The organism is Acinetobacter sp. RF15B, assembly GCF_007558235.1.
Classification (GTDB): Bacteria; Pseudomonadota; Gammaproteobacteria; order Pseudomonadales; family Moraxellaceae; genus Acinetobacter; species Acinetobacter lwoffii_C.
Genome location: NZ_VLSR01000004.1, coordinates 23,528 through 45,641 on the forward strand (window position 1 = coordinate 23,528; position 22,114 = coordinate 45,641).

General features: G+C 42.7%; 21 protein-coding genes and 1 pseudogene. 8 read left to right on the forward strand and 14 right to left on the reverse strand.

The genetic code is table 11. The features are described 5' to 3' along the window. Positions 1-2: 2 nt before the first annotated feature. The 3 genes from E2K74_RS03870 to E2K74_RS03880 form a co-directional block, all read right to left on the reverse strand. Positions 3-668, reverse strand: coding sequence for a response regulator transcription factor (locus tag E2K74_RS03870; RefSeq protein WP_151206396.1), 666 nt, complete (start codon positions 666-668; stop codon positions 3-5). Between the two features lie 135 nt (positions 669-803). Continuing rightward, complete coding sequence (locus E2K74_RS03875) at positions 804-1,169, reverse strand: NirD/YgiW/YdeI family stress tolerance protein (RefSeq protein ID WP_151205562.1); 366 nt, start codon at positions 1,167-1,169, stop codon at positions 804-806. Between the two features lie 91 nt (positions 1,170-1,260). Then, positions 1,261-3,018 (reverse strand): GspE/PulE family protein, encoded by a 1,758-nt coding sequence (locus E2K74_RS03880; protein ID WP_151206397.1) that lies wholly within the window; start codon positions 3,016-3,018, stop codon positions 1,261-1,263. 213 nt (positions 3,019-3,231) lie between these two features. On the opposite strand from E2K74_RS03880, the gene E2K74_RS03885 reads away from it, so the two are divergent. Beyond that, on the forward strand, positions 3,232-4,488 hold the full coding sequence (locus tag E2K74_RS03885) for an MgtC/SapB family protein (protein WP_151206599.1): 1,257 nt from the start codon (positions 3,232-3,234) through the stop codon (positions 4,486-4,488). A gap of 60 nt (positions 4,489-4,548) precedes the next feature. Here E2K74_RS03885 and tsaA read toward each other — a convergent pair whose 3' ends face one another. Further along, a complete protein-coding gene (gene tsaA, locus E2K74_RS03890) occupies positions 4,549-5,253 on the reverse strand; it encodes a tRNA (N6-threonylcarbamoyladenosine(37)-N6)-methyltransferase TrmO (protein WP_151206398.1) in 705 nt (234 codons plus the stop codon). A gap of 105 nt (positions 5,254-5,358) precedes the next feature. Between tsaA and E2K74_RS03895 the strand changes: the two genes are divergently transcribed. After that, complete coding sequence (locus E2K74_RS03895) at positions 5,359-6,138, forward strand: ferredoxin--NADP reductase (protein ID WP_151204652.1); 780 nt, start codon at positions 5,359-5,361, stop codon at positions 6,136-6,138. A gap of 66 nt (positions 6,139-6,204) precedes the next feature. On the opposite strand, the gene E2K74_RS03900 is transcribed toward E2K74_RS03895, so the two are convergent. Then, entirely contained in the window at positions 6,205-6,825 is a 621-nt protein-coding gene (locus tag E2K74_RS03900) for a cation transporter (protein WP_151204653.1), read from the reverse strand. Between the two features lie 86 nt (positions 6,826-6,911). Between E2K74_RS03900 and E2K74_RS03905 the strand changes: the two genes are divergently transcribed. The 3 genes from E2K74_RS03905 (at position 6,912) to E2K74_RS03915 (ending at position 9,120) form a co-directional block, all read left to right on the forward strand. Next, entirely contained in the window at positions 6,912-7,322 is a 411-nt protein-coding gene (locus E2K74_RS03905) for a Cd(II)/Pb(II)-responsive transcriptional regulator (protein WP_151206399.1), read from the forward strand. A gap of 149 nt (positions 7,323-7,471) precedes the next feature. Beyond that, positions 7,472-8,863: a tRNA 5-hydroxyuridine modification protein YegQ gene (gene yegQ, locus E2K74_RS03910; protein WP_151206400.1), complete on the forward strand. Its 1,392-nt coding sequence runs from the start codon at positions 7,472-7,474 to the stop codon at positions 8,861-8,863. Between the two features lie 2 nt (positions 8,864-8,865). Then, entirely contained in the window at positions 8,866-9,120 is a 255-nt protein-coding gene (locus tag E2K74_RS03915) for a YfhL family 4Fe-4S dicluster ferredoxin (protein ID WP_151204656.1), read from the forward strand. 223 nt (positions 9,121-9,343) lie between these two features. Here E2K74_RS03915 and ahpF read toward each other — a convergent pair whose 3' ends face one another. From ahpF to E2K74_RS03950, 7 genes and pseudogenes are all read right to left on the reverse strand, one after another. Beyond that, entirely contained in the window at positions 9,344-10,909 is a 1,566-nt protein-coding gene (ahpF, locus tag E2K74_RS03920; RefSeq protein ID WP_151206401.1) for an alkyl hydroperoxide reductase subunit F, read from the reverse strand. Between the two features lie 216 nt (positions 10,910-11,125). After that, positions 11,126-12,043: a hypothetical protein gene (locus E2K74_RS03925; protein WP_151206402.1), complete on the reverse strand. Its 918-nt coding sequence runs from the start codon at positions 12,041-12,043 to the stop codon at positions 11,126-11,128. 37 nt (positions 12,044-12,080) lie between these two features. Then, positions 12,081-13,214, reverse strand: coding sequence for a toxic anion resistance protein (locus E2K74_RS03930; protein WP_151206403.1), 1,134 nt, complete (start codon positions 13,212-13,214; stop codon positions 12,081-12,083). A 16-nt stretch (positions 13,215-13,230) separates the two neighbouring features. Then, the gene (locus tag E2K74_RS03935) at positions 13,231-14,022 is read right to left on the reverse strand and encodes a tellurium resistance protein (protein ID WP_151206404.1); all 792 of its coding nucleotides are present in this window, start codon (positions 14,020-14,022) and stop codon (positions 13,231-13,233) included. A 294-nt stretch (positions 14,023-14,316) separates the two neighbouring features. Next, a complete protein-coding gene (rnk, locus tag E2K74_RS03940) occupies positions 14,317-14,721 on the reverse strand; it encodes a nucleoside diphosphate kinase regulator (RefSeq protein WP_151204661.1) in 405 nt (134 codons plus the stop codon). Between the two features lie 303 nt (positions 14,722-15,024). Further along, on the reverse strand, positions 15,025-16,278 hold the full coding sequence (gene glyA / locus E2K74_RS03945) for a serine hydroxymethyltransferase (protein WP_151204662.1): 1,254 nt from the start codon (positions 16,276-16,278) through the stop codon (positions 15,025-15,027). Positions 16,279-16,431: 153 nt separating this feature from the next. Next, positions 16,432-17,668 (reverse strand): annotated as a pseudogene (locus E2K74_RS03950) (alpha/beta hydrolase). Between the two features lie 331 nt (positions 17,669-17,999). Here E2K74_RS03950 and E2K74_RS03955 point away from each other — a divergent pair. The 3 genes from E2K74_RS03955 to E2K74_RS03965 all read left to right on the forward strand — a co-directional run bounded on the left by E2K74_RS03955 (position 18,000) and on the right by E2K74_RS03965 (position 20,028). Beyond that, positions 18,000-18,698, forward strand: a complete 699-nt coding sequence (locus E2K74_RS03955) for an exonuclease domain-containing protein (RefSeq protein ID WP_151206405.1) — start codon at positions 18,000-18,002, stop codon at positions 18,696-18,698. A gap of 96 nt (positions 18,699-18,794) precedes the next feature. Next, entirely contained in the window at positions 18,795-19,460 is a 666-nt protein-coding gene (locus E2K74_RS03960; protein ID WP_151206406.1) for a hypothetical protein, read from the forward strand. A gap of 217 nt (positions 19,461-19,677) precedes the next feature. Continuing rightward, positions 19,678-20,028: a hypothetical protein gene (locus tag E2K74_RS03965; RefSeq protein WP_151206407.1), complete on the forward strand. Its 351-nt coding sequence runs from the start codon at positions 19,678-19,680 to the stop codon at positions 20,026-20,028. Between the two features lie 216 nt (positions 20,029-20,244). Here the strand turns inward: E2K74_RS03965 and E2K74_RS03970 are convergent, their stop codons facing one another. Both E2K74_RS03970 and E2K74_RS03975 read right to left on the reverse strand, forming a co-directional pair. Then, positions 20,245-20,457: a hypothetical protein gene (locus E2K74_RS03970; protein WP_151204667.1), complete on the reverse strand. Its 213-nt coding sequence runs from the start codon at positions 20,455-20,457 to the stop codon at positions 20,245-20,247. A 753-nt stretch (positions 20,458-21,210) separates the two neighbouring features. Beyond that, positions 21,211-21,411, reverse strand: coding sequence for a hypothetical protein (locus E2K74_RS03975; RefSeq protein ID WP_151206600.1), 201 nt, complete (start codon positions 21,409-21,411; stop codon positions 21,211-21,213). Positions 21,412-22,114: the final 703 nt, after the last annotated feature.

The following is a 22,114-nucleotide window of genomic DNA, read 5'->3' on the forward strand; positions in this document are numbered from 1 at the left end:
AATTATGTTTCCGGTTTATACATGCGATAACCCAAACCGCGAAGGGTTTTAATCATCTGGCTGCCGATTTTTTTACGCAACTGGTAAATAAATACTTCAATGGCATTGCTTTCAATTTCATCACCCCAGGCATAAAGCGACTCTTCCAGCTGTTCACGGGTGACAATATGTTCAGGCCGCTGCATCAGTTTATACAGAATCTGGAATTCCTTTGCCGTCAGGCTAATATTCTGACCGGCTTTGTGCAGGGTCTTGGCCTGAGTGTCGAGACTGAGATCCTGCCAGTGCAGAATATGATTCGGCGTTTGCTGCCGAAGTCTGAGCTGGGCGCGCACCCGGGCCGACAACTCTTCCAGACTAAAAGGTTTGACCAGATAATCATTGGCGCCTAAATCCAGCCCTTCTACCCGATCATCAATACTGTCTTTGGCGGTAATAAAAATCACCGGTGTATCCTGCTGTTTATTGCGCAAACTTTTCAGAATGTCGTCTCCATTAGCATTCGGCAGACCACGATCCAGTAAAATGCAGTCATACTGGTGCTGCTCAATCGCCAGAATCGCATGATCACCGCGCTCGACCCGGTCAATCACATAGCCATCCATCTCCAGCCAGGTCTGGATACTGTCTGCCTGAGAGGAGTCATCTTCCGCCAAAAGAATACGCATACTCTGCTCCATTTGCTTCCTTGTTCTATCTTGCCTTGAAAAAGTTCCAGACTCAAAAAAACCACATGCTTTTTGGTAACTTGCATGTGGTTTTTTGTTGCTGTGTTCAAGCTGGTTCCAGCAAATCAGGCGATATTAGAAACGAACCTGATCAACCTCAATTTCAACACGTTTGGCCGGTTTATAATCAATGTCAATTTCACCTGTGATGATTACCGGTGTTTTGGCTGAAATTGGTTTACCCTGCCAAAGTTCGTCATCAATCTCAACCGTAATGGTTCCGGTGCTGTCACGGAACTGGTATTTTTCATCACCGACTGCTTTGACCACATACCCTTTCAGCTGGACCTTGCTGTCATCTTTCATGGCCAGCGCCTGTTTGACCGTAGTCGATTGAGCAAAAGCGGCCTGATTCACAGCGGTGTCACTACTTGCTATCGTAGCGGTGGCAATAGAACCCATCAATGCAGCTGCCAGAACTGTATTTATCATCATTTTCATTGCAGTTACCTCTTTAAAGTTGCCTTATTTCGATGATGCTATTAAAACAGCCGAAGATGAATTGAATCTTAAGATGGCTTCATTTTTAAAATTAAGTTAAAGGCACGACTCTCAGGACTTCTTCCAGTGTGGTCACACCTTCCAGAATCTTACGCGCCCCGGCAATTCTGAGCGGCTCTACTCCTTCCTTTTTCGCCTGCTGACGCAACTGGTTCAGGTTCGCATCGGCCCCGATCAGCTGTTTGGTGGCCAAACTCAGTGGCATAAACTCATAAATCCCGATACGGCCTTTATAACCGGTATGGCGGCATTCTTCGCAGCCCACCGCCTTAAAGACAAATTCCGGCCGCGGCAAAGGATAATCCGTGGCCAGATGTTGCCATTCCTGCTCGTTCAGGAAGCTTTCCTGCTTGCAATGCGGGCAGAGTTTTCGTACCAGACGTTGAGCGAGAACACCCAAGATCGTTGCGGCGGTCAGAAAGGGTTGTACGCCCAGATCATGCAGACGGGTCAGACTCGACGGCGCATCATTGGTATGCAAGGTGGACAGCACCAAATGACCGGTCAGTGCCGCCTGAATCGCCATATTGGCAGTGTCCTGATCACGAATCTCCCCGACCATGATAATGTCAGGGTCCTGACGCATCAGTGCACGCACCCCGTCCGCAAAACCCAGATCGATGCCGTTATTGACCTGCATCTGGTTAAAGCTCGGTTCCAGCATCTCGATCGGGTCTTCAATGGTACAAACGTTGACCTGCTCCGTCGCCAGCTGCTTCAATGTTGAATATAAAGTGGTGGTTTTACCGGAACCCGTCGGCCCGGTCACCAGAATAATGCCATGACTGTGGTTGGTCAGATTATTCCAGTCATTGAGCAAATGCCCTTCAAAACCGAGTTGCTGAAAACTCCTGACCAGCACTTCCGGATCGAAAATACGCATTACCAGCTTTTCCCCAAAAGCTGTTGGTAAGGTCGACAGACGCAGTTCAGTTTCCTGTCCTTTGGGTGTCCGGGTTTTCAGGCGGCCATCCTGAGGCTTGCGTTTTTCCGCCACATTCATCCGTCCCAGAATTTTGATCCGGGAAATGACCGCGGTCAGTGTATTGGCCGGCATGTTATAAATGGTATGCAGTACACCATCGATCCGAAAACGAATCTTGCCCGTATCTTTGCGTGGTTCCATGTGAATATCACTGGCGCCCTGTTCAAAGGCAAATTGCAGCACCCAGTCCACCAGTTTGACAATATGCTGGTCATTGGCATCCGGGTTTTGTGAATCGCCCAGTTGTAATAAGGCTTCTACGCCTTTATTTTCCCGGTCATAGGCTGATGATTTCTGTGAGCCGCTAACTGCGCGACTGACCTGATAATATTCAGTAATATAACGTTGTAGCTGTTCCGGATTTAGCAGTACCCGTTGTATTTTTTTCGGGGAAATATTCTGCTCGAGATTCGACACCCATTCAGTTTTATAAGGCTGATCCGTGGCAATCAGGACTTTGTCTGCCTGAATCTCAACGGCCAGAATATGGTTACGCAGGGCATATTCCTGTGACATAACATGGGTCAATGCCTGTACGTCCGCTTTTAAAGGATCGATGATATAGAACATTAATCCGGTTTTTTCTGCCAACCACTGACATAGACGGTTTAATGTAAGGGTACTTTGAGGATGAGACTGATCGACCAGATTAAAATGCGCAATCCATTGCAAAGGATGCCATTTAATCTGTTCACGCTGGCGATGGGTGGTCTGAACCCGCATTCGGTCGCGTTCAGCTATTTTGCCATCTTTTAATAACTGGTCTAAGCACCAGCCTGTATCAATTTCAAAATCAAAGTTCATGTTTTATTGCTCCCCAAAGCAGTATTCACTATAACAAGTTTTTCTTGTTTTTCGCATTTTGTGTCTGCATGTCATGGTTGAGCGGCAGATTTTCACAGCAATTCTTCTTCACATCTGCTGATTATTTCAAAATATAATTTTTTCCTGCTTGTTCATAGTTTAGTTTATCGCCTATATTTCAAACAGATCGTCTTTTAAATGACTGAGACCAATATGGATTTTAGTGTGGTGCCTCTCAATAGCAGCGGTTCTTTTCAGGAACTGCTGACTATCCTCACTTCGGCGCTTGGTTGTGGTTTGCTGATTGGCCTGGAACGTGAGCGGCATAAACAGCGTGAACAGCACCCCAGCTTTGCCGGATTACGCTCTTTTGCCCTCTGTGCCTTGTTGGGTGCGCTGTGTTTTTTATTTGGCATGAATATTGGTCTGACAGGCGCCCTGTTAGTCGGTGGAATGGTCATGTTTTCCCTTCGAAACCAGCTGCAAGATCCCGGTATTACCACAGAACTGGCCTTTATGATGACCTATTTTATTGGAGCCATGTGCCTGTGGAATATTCCGCTGGCCGCAGGACTGGCGGTCTTGGTCACGATTATTCTGATGGCCAAACATTCCATGCATAATATTGCCGGACAATGGATTAGCGAAGCTGAATTTAGAGATGGCATACTCTTACTGGCACTCATTCTGATTGCTTTACCGCTGACACCTGATAAGCCCCTATGGGGCGAAGTCCTGAATCCGCATCTGATTTTAAGACTGTTGACTTTGATCTTAGTGGTACAGGCTCTTGCGCATATTGCGAAACGCCTATTGTCAAGTAAAAATGCCTTGATGCTGTCGTCTATTGCTTCGGGCTTCGTTTCTAGTACTGCGACTATTGCGCATTTGGGTTTACAGGTACGTAAAACTAAAGTGGATGCCAAATCGAATGCGGGTGCTGCACTGATGTCCTGTATTTCAACCCTAGTGCTACTGTTGGTTGTGGTAGGGGGTGTATCCTTGAGCTGGCTGAGAATTCTGTTCTTGCCTACCTTGGTCGCTGGGGCAATTCTGGCAGCCTGTGCATTTTTATTACTGCGCAAGGCTAAACCGAGTCCAAATCTGGAATCTTCGGACAGCCGGATGTTTAGCTTAAAGGAAGCAGTAATTATTGCGGTGACTTTAACCCTGATTCAGGCTGGAGTTTATGGACTGGAACAGCTGTTGGGAAATGCCGGCTTACTGGCCGGCACCTTGCTCGCCTCGCTGTTTGAAATTCATGCTGCCATGGCTGGTGTCACCGTTCAGGGAGATCCTTCAAATAGCCACTTGATTTATGCTCTGCTTTTGGGACTCGGTGCTCATGCACTGGCAAAATCGGTCAATGCAGCGCTGACTGGCGGTATTAAATTTGCCCTGTATTTTGTTCCGGTACAAATCCTGCATATGGCAGTGTTGATTGCTCTGATGTGGTGGATGGTTTTTTAATGCACCACCACAAACTCGATATTGAGAACCAATTGCTTAGGTTCTAAGTCATACAGGAGCTTATAGCTCCTGTATGACTATACAGCTTTGCTGAAAGTTAAACTTCACATCTAAGTCAGCAAACTTCATCCCATAAATCCGTTCTTCATCATCCTGATAGGCGGGCCTTGGGTCCAGAGATAATACCTCCTCCAGCTCTTGAAAAGTCTGGGGTAAGATTTTCTGAGCCGCCAGTAAAGCCTGCTTTTGCTGTTCTGCCTTATCACTCCAGATCACAACTTTACGGGCTGGTTCTTCCTGGGCATAACCACTTTGCGCATCAACCAACGCATCCGAATATTGAATATAAGGCTTAATATCAATAATTGGCGTCCCATCTAGCAGGTCACTGCCCGTAACATACACACGGACATTTTTACCCACTTTTTGCACGTCTTTCAGTTTTACAACCGATAAACCGAGTGCTGCAGGACGATACATGCTCCGGGTCGCAAATACCCCAATTTTTTTATTCCCTCCCAGACGCGGTGGCCGTACCTGCGGGCGAAACTGGCTATGCTGCTGGTTCTTGTTCGCATGAAACTGCCAGACCAGCCACAGATGACTAAATGCGTCAATTCCTTCAAATGCCAGCAAGTCATTATAAGGGCCAGTCATTTCAATATAACTCTCCACCTGAACCAGATTAGGCTGACGAGGAATACCAAATTTTTCTTTGTAAGGAGAACGCATATAGCCAATAATCGGCATTTTCAACCCAGTCATAATAACTTTTTCTGATAAGCTCAATTAAATATATTCAGTTTATCGAGAATGATTTTAGATTAGAATAGCAAGCTGTTCTAATTTGATAATTTATTGAGACCTTTAATGGCTGCTTTTAACGTCGAAAAGATTACTCACGTCCACCACTGGAATGATACTTTATTCTCTTTTAAAACGACTCGCGACACTGCACTGCGTTTTAAAAACGGTCAGTTTGTGATGATCGGCCTTGAAATGAACGGCAAGCCGTTAATGCGTGCATATTCGATTGCAAGCGCAAATTATGAAGAAGAGTTAGAGTTTTTCTCTATTAAAGTACCCGATGGCCCGCTGACCTCGATCCTGCAAAAAGTAAAAGTGGGAGATGAAATTCTGGTGTCTAAAAAGCCGACAGGTACACTGGTTCTGGATGACCTGAACCCGGGTAAAAACCTGTATCTGCTTTCTTCTGGTACAGGGCTTGCACCGTTCCTGGCAACGATTCGAGATCCTGAAACGTATGAGCGTTTTGAAAAAGTTATCGTGGTTCACGGAACCCGCTTCATTTCTGAACTGGCTTATCAGGACCTGATTCTGAACGAACTTCCGAACCATGAGTTCTTTGAAGAGCTGGGTATTCGTGAAAAACTGGTTTATTACCCAACCGTAACCCGTGAAGAATATCCGAACCAGGGCCGCGTAACGACTGCGATTGAAAGCGGTGAGCTGTTTGAAAAAATCGGGCTACCACGTTTCAATCCTGAAACTGACCGTGCGATGCTTTGCGGTAGCCCGGCCTTCCTTGATGATGTTGCCGCACTGCTAGACCAGCATGGCTTAAAAGAATCTCCTCGTATGGGTGTTCTAGGCGATTACGTAATTGAACGTGCTTTTGTTGAAAAATAAGATTTCGATTCTTTAGAAGCATACTCAAAAAAAACCGAGCTGTTTAGCTCGGTTTTTTCATACAGATTAAACCACTGTATAATTTTTTCTTTCATTGATCGCTTGTTTAACTATCTGATAGCCTGCAGTTAATCCTAAACTGGCCATAATGACTGCCACAATGATATCCGGCCATAAACTGCCTGTACCCAACACCCCAATTGCAGCCAGAATCACCGCGACATTACCAATCGCATCATTTCGGCTACACAGCCAGACTGATTTCATATTGGAGTCCCCATCACGAAAGGCATAGAGAATTACTGCGGTAGTGACATTGGCAATCAAGGCGGCCACTCCAATTACACCCATCGTAATAGCTTCAGGCGGAATACCCTGAAGATAGGCATAAATAACCTTGCCAATCACGACAATACCAAATAAGGCCATGGTCACTCCTTTTAGCAGCGCGACGGTTGCACGCCAATACAGACTTGCACCTAATACCGCAAGTGAAATGCCGTAATTGACCGCATCTCCAAAAAAGTCCAGCGCGTCTGCCCATAATGCCGATGAATGTGCATAGGTCCCACCTATCAGCTCCACCACGAACATGGCAAGGTTAATGAACAGGGCAATCCACAATGCCGTTCTAAATTTGCTGTTGGGCTTGGGAGGAGCAGGTTCATGACTACAGCTACAGGCCATTATAATCTCCAGTGTTTTTATCTAAAAAAATAGGTTAGATTAATTAGAAACTATGGAGTAACTCCAAGGTCAAGCCCGGGATAAAAATGTCTTTATATTTAATTTCAGAAGTCGCCCAAAAAGCTGGTTTCAGCACCGATACCGTTCGCTTTTATGAAAAAAAAGGCCTGATTCAGCCGAATTTTCGAGCAAGCAATCAGTATCGTTATTATACGGAAGATGCTCTTAAACGCTTAATTTTTATCAAGCGTTGTCGTGCCTTAGGTATGTCCCTAAAAGAGATCGAACATCTGATTCAACTAGAACAAAATCCGGATCAGGACTGCTGTGCAGTCAATCAGCTTATCGACCAGCATCTCTCAGATATTTCTAATAAAATCAAAGAGTTATATATATTTAAACAGCAATTGAAGGCACTGCGGGAAAGCTGTAATACCCCGACCACTATCGACCATTGCCAGATTTTAAAAATGCTGGAAGCAGGTGAAACTAGCTGAGTTTACTTTCCATTTTTAAGGTAATGACTGCTATATATTTAGCTCAAAATTCAAGCACCACTGGCCAATTCCGAGTTATTTACTAGGTTGAATCCTGTTTTTAGATGATTAGAATAAAGCCATACTTTTTCTATGTCTTTTGATCAAGCATGAGCATCACGACCGTTACAGAACTTCTCTCACCTGCTGGCTCACTCAAAAATATGCGCTACGCTTTTGCTTATGGTGCAGATGCAGTCTATGCAGGACAGCCGCGTTATAGTCTGCGTGTTCGTAACAATGAATTTGATCATGACAATCTTGCGATTGGCATTCAAGAAGCCCATGAACTGGGTAAGAAATTTTATGTGGTGGTCAACATCCAGCCTCATAACTCTAAACTGAAAAGTTTTATCCGTGACCTCGAACCTGTCGTAGCCATGCAGCCAGATGCTCTGATCATGTCGGATCCCGGTCTGATCATGCTGGTACGGGAACATTTTCCGCATATGGATATTCACCTGTCTGTGCAGGCCAATGCGGTGAACTGGGCAACCGTCAAATTCTGGAAGATGATGGGACTCACCCGTGTCATTCTGTCACGTGAACTGTCCATTGAAGAAATCGCAGAAATCAAACAGCAAGTTCCAGATATGGAAATTGAAGTTTTCGTTCATGGGGCATTATGCATGGCCTATTCAGGACGCTGCATGTTATCCGGTTACATGAACAAACGGGATGCCAATCAGGGTGCCTGCACCAATGCCTGCCGCTGGGAATATAAAGTACTGGATGCCAAGGAAGATGAAACTGGCGATGTCATTCCGGTGAAAAACCTGGATTCAGGCTGCTGCTCCAAAGATGCCGACGAAGCACATCTGCAGGCACAACACCAGTTCAATGAGCCAGTGCTGTTACAGCGCAACGAAGAAGAGATGTTTGCCGCCGAAGAAGATGAACACGGCACTTATTTCATGAATTCCAAAGATCTGCGTGCCGTACAACATGTCGAACGTCTCACCAAAATTGGTGTACATTCCTTAAAAATTGAAGGCCGGACCAAGTCTTATTTCTACTGTGCGCGTACTGCACAGATTTATCGTAAAGCGATTGATGATGCACTGGCAGGCAAACCCTTTGATCCATCACTGATGACTCAGCTTGAAGGTCTGGCGAATCGTGGTTATACCGAAGGTTTCCTGCGCCGTCATGTGCATAGCGAATATCAAAACTATGAGAATGGTTCGTCCAGTTTCGATCATCAGCAGTTCTGTGGCGAAGTGCTGGAACATAATGGTGACTACATCAAAATTGATGTAAAGAACCGTTTTGTGGTGGGTGATTCATTGGAACTGATGACTCCTCAAGGCAACATTACCTTTACTTTAACTGAGATGAAAGACAAAAAAGGTAATCTGATTGAAGATGCCAAAGGCTCAGGTCATATCGTCGAGATTCCGGCCCCAGCAGATGTAGATATGCAATATGCCCTGCTCATCCGTAATCTGCCCAGTTCGACTGTAGACATTTCAGCCTCTTCACTGGCGTATCGGGCGAGTTAAGCATGGCACTACTGATTACCGATAAATGTATCAATTGCGATATGTGTTTAGCAGAATGTCCGAATGAAGCGATTTATGAGGGTGACAAAGTCTATGAAATTGATGTCAACCGTTGTACCGAATGTGTCGGTTTTTACGAGCATCAGACCTGTGTGGATGTGTGCCCAATTGAATGCATCATTCCACATCCTGAACACCGTGAAACAGCGGAACAGTTGCTACAAAAGTTTAAGGGCTTAAACCTGTTTAATGCCTAATACAGATCACCTTGGGGAGAGCATAATAAGAAGGGTTATAAAACAAAAATAAAAAGATAAGAAACAGCCTAATGTGCTTGGGGACACATGCAGCTGATTCAATAATAAAAAGATAAAAAAAGGAACTCTGGAGTTAGCATCCAGAGTTCCAATAAAAAAGAACAATAACAATATTGTTCGTGATCTGGCACCGGGAACTTGGGGATTCCTGGTGCCATTTTCTTTATTGTCCTGAGCGTATCATATAATCGAAAGCAGACAGCGAGGCTTTTGCACCTTCACCAGTGGCAATGATAATCTGCTTGTAGGGAACTGTAGTACAGTCACCCGCAGCAAACACACCTTGCATGCTGGTTTCATTGCGCTCATTAATCACAATCTCACCGCGGTTACTTAGCTCAACTTTGCTGCCTTTCAGAAAGTCGGTATTTGGCAGCAAACCAATCTGTACGAAGATGCCCGCCAGTTCAACGACATGCTCTTCATCTGTAGCACGGTCCTTGTATTTCAGGCCGGTGACCTGTGAACCGTCTCCCAGCACTTCAGTAGACAGCGCATTCTTGATGACGCTGGTATTTGCCAGACTGTTTAACTTGTCCTGCAAAACCTGATCAGCACGCAGTTTGGTATCAAACTCAATCAGGGTGACATGCTCAACCAGACCTGCCAGATCAATCGCTGCTTCCACACCCGAGTTACCGCCACCAATCACAGCAACACGTTTGCCTTTAAACAGGGGGCCATCACAGTGCGGACAGTACGCCACGCCACGGGTCTTGTATTCCTGCTCTCCCGGAACATTCATCTCTCTCCAGCGTGCCCCTGTGGATAGCACTACAGTTTTTGAGGCAAGTTTTGCACCATTTTCAAGGGTGACTTCTACCAGACCATTAGAGGTTTCATCGGCACCTTTAATCGCAGAGACACGCTGCAGGTTCATGATGTCCACATCGTATTCACGTACATGGGCTTCCATTTCTGCCGCAAACTTTGGACCCTGGGTTTTCTGGACAGAGGTAAAGTTTTCAATATCCATGGTATCCATGACCTGACCGCCCATGCGTTCAGCCACGATCCCGGTACGAATGCCTTTACGGGCAGCATAAATTGCGGCGGTATTCCCCGCAGGTCCTCCACCAATCACCAGTACATCAAAGGCTTGTTTGGCATTCAGTTTTTCTGCATCTTTGGCTGCTGCATTGCTATCCAGTTTGGCAATGATTTCTTCCAGCGTCATACGACCCTGACCGATATGATTATTGTCCTGGAATACCATCGGCACTGCCATAATTTTGCGCTCTTCCACTTCATCCTGGAAGAAGGCTCCATCAATCATGGTGGCAGTGGTACCCGGGTTATAGATGGCAATCAGGTTGAGTGCCTGCACCACATCCGGACAGTTATGGCAGCTTAAAGAGACAAAGACATCGAAGTCAGACTGGATATTCAGGCTTTTAATATTAGCCAGCACCTCATCAGAGACTTTCGGGGCATAACCCGAGGTTTGTAACAATGCCAGAATCAGGGAAGTAAACTCATGGCCCATTGGCAAACCTGCAAAGAACACCCGTGGCTGATCACCGGCTTTGGCAATTCCAAAGCTGGGTACCCGCTTGTTCTGACCATCAAAACGGGCAGTCACCTGATCAGACAGAGCGGCGACTTCTTCTACCAGTTCTTTGATTTTGGCAGATTTATCCGATTGATCTAAAGTGGCCACCAGCTCAATAGGCGCTTCAAGGCGTTCAAGTAAGGTTTTGAGTTGGGCGGAAGTATTTTGATCCAACATTGCTAACATCTCCAAGGGAGTAAATCTTTATTTAATGACGCTATTTTAAGTCAAATAACAAAATAGAGGAAACAGTTTGTTTTTATATTAATGATCGTTTTTTTAGATCGAAATATCAGGATACGTTTTTTTCAGTTGAGTATGGAAGTTCTAGGTTTCGCATGATTCATTCCTAATAAAAAGACAAAAATGCCCCTGATACGGCGCATTCTTTACTTAGAACATTCGCTGTTCAATCTTTAAGGAACGGTTTTTGATGAGATGGGCCAAGAAAAATAAAATCAGGCTCAATAGGGCGGATAAAATCGCAACCGCAATAATAACGATATGAGCAAATTGACTCAGCTGCTCGGCCTGCTGTACCTGAGTAGACACACTCTTTGCCAGCGGTGTCAGACTTTTGCCATAAACCTGCTGTTGCATGGTCCAGATTTGCTCGGGTTTAAAACCATATTGCTCAAATTTGGCATCCTGCTTTTCTGCCTCAACCAGATTTAACACATAGGGTTTGGCCGCCGACAAATCTACGGGTTTATGCAATAGTGCAGTTTGGGCAAGTAAATAAGATTTTACTGGGCCTGCAATATCGGCATCTGTAAGATAACGTGCAATTTCACTGTCATTAAGATTGCTATCGTAATAGACCACCTGCTTATAGGCATCAGCACGATCACTTTTCAGGTCATGCTGCCAATAACTCAGACCTGACCAGATCAGAATAAAAGCAATCAGCCAGCCCACAAACTTCAGCACAAAGGACTGGAAACGCACAAAAAAGAAACGGAACTTTTTGAGCAAACCGATCACAAAAAATGCGCCAATAAAGGAAGCAAAAGTTTTGAGAATCAGCCAGCCAAACCAGCTCAGCAGACTAAAGAAATAATCCGGGCTATCCCCAATACTTGCTAAATTGGCATCTACACTGACCGGTAAATGCAATTGCTGAATCTGGGTAGTCAGACCAAAAAAGCCATAAACCAGTTCTTGCTGAAAGAACAGGCCAACCACTGAGGCGATAAATATAGTCGAGCTGGTTAGCCCTAACAGCATCAAATTACGTTGACGCTTTTTTAAAGCCACTACCCCTTGCTGGATGTCACGAGGTTTTAGCACATAGTCTTCTACGGGAGGCAAGCTCTACTCCTTCATAGATCAAAGCCTCACATCTGTTTTAGTCAGACTTTGATCCGCTGCTACTTGATTCAATCACCAATTGATTCAGATTATCCTGTAACGCCTTTAAACGCAGCGTAGCTTCGTTGCGTTTCTGTACACCTTCCTGTTGAATCTGAATCACATCATTCACAGTTTTAATGAGGGTGTTTTGCACATGTTCAAGCGTTTCAATATCAATCACCGAGCGTTGATTGGCTTTTGCGGTATCCACTGAGTTCTGGTGCAACAGGTCAGCATTACGGCGTAACAGTTCATTGGTCGCATCATCAATGGTATTGGCCAGCTGCACACTGTTCTTTTGCTCATTCAAGGAGATGGCCAGACTGATCTGGTTTTTCCAGGCTGGCAAGGTAATATTTTTAATGGCGTAAAATTTATCTACCAGCATCAGGTTATTGGACTGGATAATCCGGATCATCGGCAAGGTTTGCATGGCAGACTGTTGCAGGACCTGTAAATCACTAATGCGTTTTTCCAGATTATTGGCCAGATGATTCAGGTCATAAATCTTCTGGGTGGTATTCTGATCCTGTTCTAATGCAGTCAGTTGCGCGATTTCCTGCTGCAACTCCTGTTCACGTAAACGCCCGGCTGCAATATGAATCCCCAGCTGTTTATATTCATCCTGCACGCCATCAAACATTTTATCCAGCGTATCGACGCGTGATTTCAGGCCAGACTGAGAGGTTTCAATCTCCTTGACCAAAACATCAATCTGTTCTTTGGTAGTATTGAAATGAGTATCAAAATTACCTTTCACCCCTTTAAATTTGCTAATGATATTGCCCAGAAAACCTGAACTTTTCCTTTTATTTAAAATGCTGCTGGTATTGAGCTGCTGCGCCACTTGTACGACCTGATTCAGCTTTTGGCCAGTTGCATCCAGGTCTTTATTTTGCACCAGATTCAGCAGCTCATCGGTATAGCTCGAGGTTTTACTGGCAATATTCTTGCCATATTCAGCCACAGTGTTATGACTCATTTGCTGCAGCTCTTTACGTACTGCCAAAACTTCCTGAAAGTCTGCAGGCTGCAAGCCGAGCTCTCTGAGATTCATTTGCTGAAATTTTTCTTCGGCCAGTTCAGTAGAGCTTTCGGCAGGTAAATTTACTACATCAGATTTGGTCATGGTTCACCTTATATTGTTATGTATCCGAGGGCTTCTCGAGTGACTTTTTTAACGTTTTAATCAGCCGGTTGCGGCTATTATCAAGTTTTTCCAGATCGCTTGTCGAGTGTTTCATCTGGCTTTGTTTGACATGATATTGCCAAGCCGGGATCAGCACTTGCTGTGCTTCCTTAAACCGGTCTAGCAAAGTATAAGACAGCTGCTGGGAAAGCTGCATCTGGGTAATGGCAATATCATTACTACTTTGCAGCGTACGCAAAGTATGCACTTTTTTAGAAAGCCGTTCTGAAAAATTATCCAGAGGATGCTGGTTCTGCACAAACTGCGGATATTCTGACAAAAACTCTTCTGCTGCCAGAATATGTCTGGCCATCTGTTCACGCAAACCCAGCAACTGCTGAAAACGCGCCTGAGATTTCTGAATCTCGACCTGTAGCTTGGTACTCAAATGAGCGGCTTGATCCAGCAAGGCATCCAGTTTTTTATAATATTCAATCTGACTGGAACCATAATCCAGATCCACCCCCAACCATTTTTGCAGGGCATTAAATTTACGCTTTTTCAGATATTTTTTTGACTCAGAAAGCATCTGAATCAACTGCTCAATGGTTTGGCTCAGTTGCCGGGTTAAATGAGGATCAACCCCATTTAATAAAACAGATTGGGCCTGGATGAGCGGCTCTGCATAATGATTCAATTTATACTGATCATTCAGAAGAGGTACAAGTTCATTACGCTTGATCTTCAGCACCTGAGCAGGATCAATCGGCATGTCAGTCAAGGCTGGTAAAGCTTCAAATCTAGACATGAGCGTAGGTCTATCCTTTCTTAACAATGGGTATAGGGGGATATATTGAATGTAACAAAGAAAGAAGCAGAATTGTGTTTATTTATCCAGAAATTCGTTACAGCGCTTTAACTAAATTCATGTTTTATCTTTATTTTATTATGGTCTTATCAAGCTGGCACAGCGCGTCTACTTATCGTCAGCAAAGTAAAAAATATGTTTTAACTGCATCAAAACCAAGGCTTTTCTCCTTAAAAAATAAAACAGTTATAAAAAAGCCATATCACTATGGCTCTTTCTGCAACCCATCCAGAATTATAAAAAATCGCCTTCGCGTTCTGGCTGATACAGCACTTTTTCAATTTTCACTTTCATCATATGACCGTCGGGCTGTGGCCATTCAATGGTTTGCCCTTCAGCCAAACCTAAAATCGCAGTTCCTACAGGGGCAACCACATTAAGCTGACCTTTCTCACCTTTGAACTCGTGCGGGTAAACCAAGGTAATTTCTACAGACTCGGTAGATGGTGCAATCGTCAATAATACGCGAGCATGCATCGTAACGATATTGCTTGGAATCTCATCCGGCTTCATGACTTCTGCACGTGCCAGTTCATCTTCCAGCGACATCATGGTCTCGCTAAGCTTCATCTGATTATCCAACATCGTTTCCAGACGATGCAGGTCCTGTTCAGATATTATAATCACTGGTTTATCCATCTTAATTACCTTGTTAAACAAATAAGTGAAGAATCTATAAAATTGAAAAAAATATATTCAACGATTTTTTTAATAGTGATTTGAAATATATCTATCAAGTTCAGGACCACATAACAAGCATAATTATGTCGTCTCGAGCATTTTTTAAATCACCGGATTAAAAGCTTGCAGCCACTTCCCTAGTAGCAGGTTGAATTCTTCAGAAAAAGGAAAGTCCAATCACGTTTAAAAGATACAGGAAATAAAAAATTTTCCCTAATAAAAAAAGCCCCCTTGAGAAGGGGGGCTTTTCTCAAGTCAGACTTATTTTGCGTAAACAGGGAATTTCGCGCAAACAGCTGCAACTTTTTCTTTCACTGTATTAATCACAGCCTCGTCACCTTTGCTGTCCAGGATATCTGCAATCCAGCCAGCCAGGTCACGAACTTCTGCTTCACCGAAACCACGAGTAGTTACTGCAGGTGTACCAATACGGATACCTGAAGTTACGAATGGAGAACGTGGATCGTTTGGTACAGAGTTTTTGTTCACAGTAATGTGAGCTGCACCTAACCAGGCATCAGCATCTTTACCGGTGATGTCCTGTTTGATTAAAGATAACAAGAAGAGGTGATTTTCAGTACCACCAGATACTACATCATACCCACGTGCGATTAATACTTCAGCCATTGCTTTAGCATTTACCACAACCTGTTGTTGATATTCCTTGTATTCAGGTGCCATTGCTTCTTTAAAGCAAATCGCTTTAGCCGCTATCGCGTGAACTAAAGGACCACCTTGGTTCCCCGGGAATACCGCAGACTGTAGTTTTTTCTCGATTTCTTCATTGGCTTTTGCAAGGATTAAACCTGAGCGCGGGCCACGAAGTGTTTTATGCGTAGTCGTCGTAGTTACGTCAGCAATTTGTACCGGGCTTGGGTAAACACCAGCCGCAACCAGACCTGCAACATGCGCCATGTCGACAAACAGGTAAGCGCCAACTTTATCCGCGATTTCACGGAAACGCTGCCAGTCCACGATTTGGCTATATGCAGAGAAACCCGCCACGATCATGCGTGGTTTGTGTTCTACCGCCAAACGTTCAACTTCTTCGTAATCGATTTCGCCAGTTTCCGGGTTTAAACCGTATTGAATCGCGTTATATGTTTTACCAGAGAAGCTAACTTTTGCACCATGAGTCAAGTGACCACCGTGAGCCAGGCTCATACCCAAAACGGTGTCGCCCGGGTTAAGTAGTGCAAGGTAAACCGCAGAGTTGGCTTGTGAGCCGGCATGTGGCTGTACGTTAGCATAATCAGCACCAAAGAGTTCTTTAGCACGGTCAATGGCCAATTGTTCAATTACGTCTACATATTCGCAACCGCCATAGTAGCGTTTGCCTGGGTAGCCTTCCGCATATTTGTTAGTCAGTTTTGAACCTTGTGCTTCCATAACTGCTGGTGAGCAGTAGTTTTCTGAAGCGATTAGCTCAATATGAGCTTCTTGACGAGCATCTTCTTGCGAAATTGCTTGAGCTAATTCTGGATCAAAGTCAGCAATAGAGATATTGGCAAACATTAGCGAGGTCCTATTAATTTAGGGCTTTTAAGCCGTGCTAAGATTGGCGCGTATTGTAGCATGAAGTTTGAGATTTTCGATCATGAACTTTATGCAGTTTGCAATAAAAATGGCTCATACCTAAAAAACATGAGCCATTCAGATAAAAATAAGTTATTGAATTGGCATTAGAGATTTTACATCTGAAATAATACTAGGAATATTCAGTGCATAGACACTACTATGATCCCATTTAGTCGCATTTGACTCATCCGTAATATAACGTACTGAAGTTTGTTTCTGCATAGCGAGTGCAACTAAAACATCTGTTGCTGCTTTAGGAACGGTACTATCTGCTGAACCCTGATAAATAATCACTGGCGTAGAAACTTTAACAAGTAAAGGCTGAGAATCTTTTTCCAAAAAGTTCTTTACGACTGGAATACTCATAAAGTTAGTTTGAGTACGAGGATAATTATTTACTGAGTTATTATTTGCTTGTGCATAAGCATACATTGCTCTACCAAATTTCTGACCTAATACATCATAGCAATCAGTTTCTGCATTTTTCGCGATTTCATCGGTTGGCGTTTTAAAAATCTGGCTATATTGCAGATTCGGGTTCGGGTTACGCAAACCGGCAGTAATCAGTGCAGTAAAGGTATCTAAAGACGCTAAAGTTCCAATTTTTTTATCCAGATTTGTTTCTTGTCCTGCCTGTTGTTCACCTCCTGTCAAAATCAGATTGAAATTTGAAGCCGGTGCTAAAGCTACCGTACCTTTATAGGTCATCTTAGAAGCACGAGCTGCATATTGCGCAGCCCTGGCCACCTTGAGAATGCCCTACAGCAACCCATTGACTGGATGCTTGTGAACCTAAATAATTTCGTGCAGCCACCACCGCATCAGTAATAGAATAAGCTTCACTTTTCAGATTCAAGAAAGGATGATGTTCTTTTCCACTCGGCTCTCCCAAACCTTCATAGTCAGGTGCCACTACAATATAGCCAGCTTGGAGAAACCCGCCAATCATGGCTTTAATATAATCATTCAGCGCTTTGCGACTCGGCGCACACTGATCAGCTACACCGGTAGTTCCATGTGCCCATGCCACAATTGGCCAGCCTGTAGCTGGAGGTGTTCCCTGGGGTGTGAAAACTAATGCAGTAGCTTGTGTTTCCTTACCATTAATTCCTAACATCTTATAAGTCATGATCACACTTTCGTCAGCGATCCCGGAGAAATCTGTCTGAGTGTAGGCTACAGGTGTGGCCACGACTGGATTAACGATATTATTTACTGGAATAACAGGTTTGGACTCGTAAAAATGATCATTATCACTATCATCGTTACAAGCAGTTAAGGCTACACTTAATGTGAGAAGAGCACAGGTCAATACTTGACGTTTCATCGATCTTATCCTTATCGTATTTATTATCATCTCTAATGAGTTTTTCTGGTTTTATCTTTAACAAACGATAAAACCACATATAATTTCCCAACTTATCTAAACAATATCAAGCAAAGAATGCGTTAATTTTTCTATTAAATTCGCGCCAGTTTAGATTTATGATGAAATCAGCAAACTTTAAAATAGAGAGTTGCTCCTCTCCAGAACCATACAAATAGTCGTCATAAGTTAAAAAGTTTGCAATTAATACAGAAATAAAGCAATTCGATTGTCAGTTGCAAAATAATAATGTTAGATTTTACTCTCCTCTCTTTTCAGGAACATTTCCGACATGCAGGCCATTATTCTCGATACTGAAACCCACACCCTGAATGGTCAACCGATTGAAATCGCCTATGCGCCTGTAGAGATTGTAGACCATAAACTCAGTCTGGATAAAAGCCGACTGTTTGATCAGTTATATTCATGTGATGAGCCGATTTCTTTTGCAGCGATGGCTGTGCATCATATTTTACAATCTGATCTGGATGGACAGCCACATTACAGCAGCTTCGAGCTTCCAACAGAAACCACTTATATTATCGGGCATAATATTGATTACGATATTCGTGCTCTGGAAAAATGTGGTGTAGATTCATCCAATATTAAAGCTATTTGTACCCTTGCCCTTGCTCGTCGGGTCTGGCCAGAGGCAGAAGCCCACAATATTTCCGCACTCATTTATATGATTACCAAAGGTAGTGAGCGGGCCCGTGAGATGATTCGTAAAGCGCATCGCGCAGATATGGATATCATTCTTACCGCAAATATTCTGATGCATATTGTGCATCACCTGAAAATTAACAGTCTGGAAGAACTGTATGCCGCTTCAGAAGATGCCCGTATTCCGCGCAGCATTAATTTTGGTAAGCATCGGGGTACAGCGATTGCTGAATTACCAGCGGACTATGTGCAATGGTTATTACGCCAGGATGAACTCGATCCTTATTTGCGTAAAGCGCTGGAAAATGCAGCTGTGCTGACTTTATAACGATCAGCTCATCCTTAAAAGCGTAATATATCCTTAATATCATTGTAATTTTCACCTTCTATGCTGGTGCTTATTTAAGCAGAAGATAGATCAAGGATGTTACTTTTTAATAAGACTCAACGTGGGATGGATGTGTTACAGAATCGGTCCCTTCCCCTCACTGCACGTCAGCGCCAACTATTAGTGTTAATCGGTAGCCAAGCGTTTGACTCTTTAAATGAAGCTTCCAGACTGCATATTGCCCGGCCTGAATTATTGCTGCAGCTCTGTCAAATGGGCTTAATCACGCCGGCCGACAAGCAGGCTGTCACTCAACATCAGACCGGAACTCTTCCAGAAGCCGGGACAAAAGTAGGTTTGACAGAATCAGAGATTCATTACCGACCTTTAAGTCCTTCTCATTCCCGGGTGGCTAATGATCATGCTCTTCTATCGATAAATGAAGTGGCGACTTCTGATGACCCGATCGCCCCTTTAGAAAACTTGAATAAAAGCGCTGAAATTTTCCTTCCTGAACTACAGGCACTTTCATTTGAAGATCTGAAATATATGATGATGGATAGTTTGCAAAAACATTGTGGTTTAATGGCTAAAGAGCAAATTCAACATATTTTAAATGCTTCGAATATCCAGCATTTAAAACGCTGTCAGATGCGATGGATTACCACATTACAAGAAAGTCGAATCCATCCCCAAGAGTTAAATTATAAATTGCAGCAGATTAATTTGAGTTATCAAAAACTCCAGTCTACTGTTGATTAAGAATATGACAGGCTCCCCTATCATTTAGTCTTTTAATCTCTTAACTCATCCTTCAAAGCAATCAGATTTAAGTGAGACAAGAATATATATTTTTGATTTTATTTAGTAATTATTTTAAGAGCAAATTCAAATGCTCAAAACCCATACTTAAGCGTGATAGAAAAAACAGTTATTTACCCGCATATAACCAAGGTTTACATTCAGTTGGATCAGCTATATGCAATATTATCTAGAATTTGATGCCTTCGACAATCCAATGCAGCTCAGTAAAGTAGGAAACTGGGTCATCACTTTTATGAGTCCGCCTGAAGAAATAGAACATATCGCACTCGCTATTAGCTCTGTATTGCCACGGCAGCTCTGTGAGCACTTGCAACCACGCCGGGTGCTGATCCAGAAAAGCCAGATCAAGCATCATTGGCTAATACAGGGTATTGAATGTTTTGATAGCACGCTTCAGCAGGAACTCATCCTGCGTGCCGAACAGGCTACGGCACAACATATTCTAAGCACTATTTTAAAAGAATTTGAAAAATATGAGGTTAATGTCCAGCTTAAATCTTTTTAATTGAAGATTGATTAAAATCAAAGCGCGAATTTGAACCGCTGGATGGAATATGATTGTATAGGTTTTAAACTAAATACTGGCTCACCTGATTTCTGTAAAACCTTCTTATACCAAATAAAAAACTCACCCTTATAGTGAGTTTTTTATTTCATCCAAGGTGCTAAGCTTAGAGCTCTAACGCAAACTATTGGAGACATGAGATATGTACTCCATTTATTATTCAACTACACGGTAAATACAACTGGACTGCTGACTTTCAAATAATAGCTCAATACTTGGCAAAATCTTCTCGCCCTCTACCACAATATGATCAATTTTTTTAACCAGATCTGTAGGAGCTTGATAATCTGTAAGTGAGCGCAATAATGCTTTGGCATCAATAATTTTACTGTATTGATCTTTAACCTTGATATCTATCATCTTTGACATATTATTTCCCTCTTTTATTTTCCTAATGTTTTTATAACACACTCGAACTGGCTGTTAAGCCTAAAAATGTTAGCGAATTTGGCAATGTAAACTTATTTAAACAGGAAAAAGTATAGCGAATCATTCTTTTAAAATAGGTTAACTTGTATGACAAAAATTAAAAAAATCCAATTAAAAAAGCTCGCATTTCTGCGAGCTCTGTGTTGGATGGCTAGTGCTAGATTTATTGTTTAATGTTAGACATCAAACTCAACTAACTGTCATTGATCCGTCCAACTAATTGGTAGCGTCGTTTGTTTTTTGACCTACCGTGAAGTTAATATAACACTCTTTTTTAAGGCTACAATAGTCTTTTACACTTCACCAAAAACGGCAATACAAGATTTTAATTGTGAATTTTTAAAAACGGATTATTATATTTCTGGTCTATTTTAAAGTTTATTTCTGGCTCTTATTTACGCGATGCCAGACACAGAAGTATCAACTGATTAGTTGAGTACAACACTAGCTATTTATTTGAAAATAAATATTTTTTTAAAAAACTGATCCTCTTTCTATCATTTTCTTTGCTTATTCTTTACTGCTTTAATATTTTCATTTTTTATCCCTAAAAGACTGAATTGAACCTTTATTCTGAAAAAACCCTCTAATCATTTTAGCTTAGATACTTGCTTTGCGCGTCGAGAACAAACTCTTTAGTCCTGTGCTATTTTTAAACCCAATAAAAAGCCCAATATATAATTGGGCTTTTGCTTATTCATCAATTTCGATAGGTTCACCATTTTCAGGCCGTCTGTGCTGCTTCGCATCATCGGCAGGATCAACACTTGATCCATCTTTGGTAATCGTATTGTAGAGCTCATCTTCTTTTTTATCATCAATAAACTCTTCATCTTCAAAATTTAAAGGCTGTTCATCATCCTCGAAATTTAAAGGTCTTTCTTCCTGCTGAATATTTACAGGCATATTTTCATTTTCATCATTTATAGAGTTTTCATCTTCTTTCATGGCCTTTCATCCCTTATTAAAGTTGAAAAGATTATGCTCAAATAGTCAACAAAGTTATTCAATAGAGAAGCTTTAATATTTATGTAAGCTTATATAAAATTTCTTATTCTAAAAGATAACACTTCATCCTAAAAAATCATTTAAGGAGGGTTGTAATAGTAGAAGGATGAACCAGCTTAGCCACAAGCATCGTTACACTAATGTTAGTTTGATGGTCGATCACGATAGCAATTCGATTGGTGTAACCATCCGCTGTCACTGGCCGACCCAAGGCAATCATTCGCACAATTTCAGTATATGCCTTTGATTTAATGTCTGTTTGGCTTAATTTCTTTGCTTGCTCGTTGTATGGTCTGATCTGCCTTACAGGTTTTCATTGGAGTTGAATGCTGTGGTGTCTCATTTTCAGGAGTGTGAGCACAAGTTGTTCAAAGGGCACTGAAAAAAACAAACAATATCGGATTAAGCCTGTTCATCTATTTTGCATAAGTTCTGTACTTCATATAAAGGCAGGTAGAGCAATCAGAATCAAAACCATTGCAATATTTGTAAAACGTGGGGAAAATTAGAGGCGCTGCTATAAAAAACCTCAAGATGATGAAAACTCGTCACCTTAAATAATCCGCCCTTTGCTCGATAGAAATTTTAT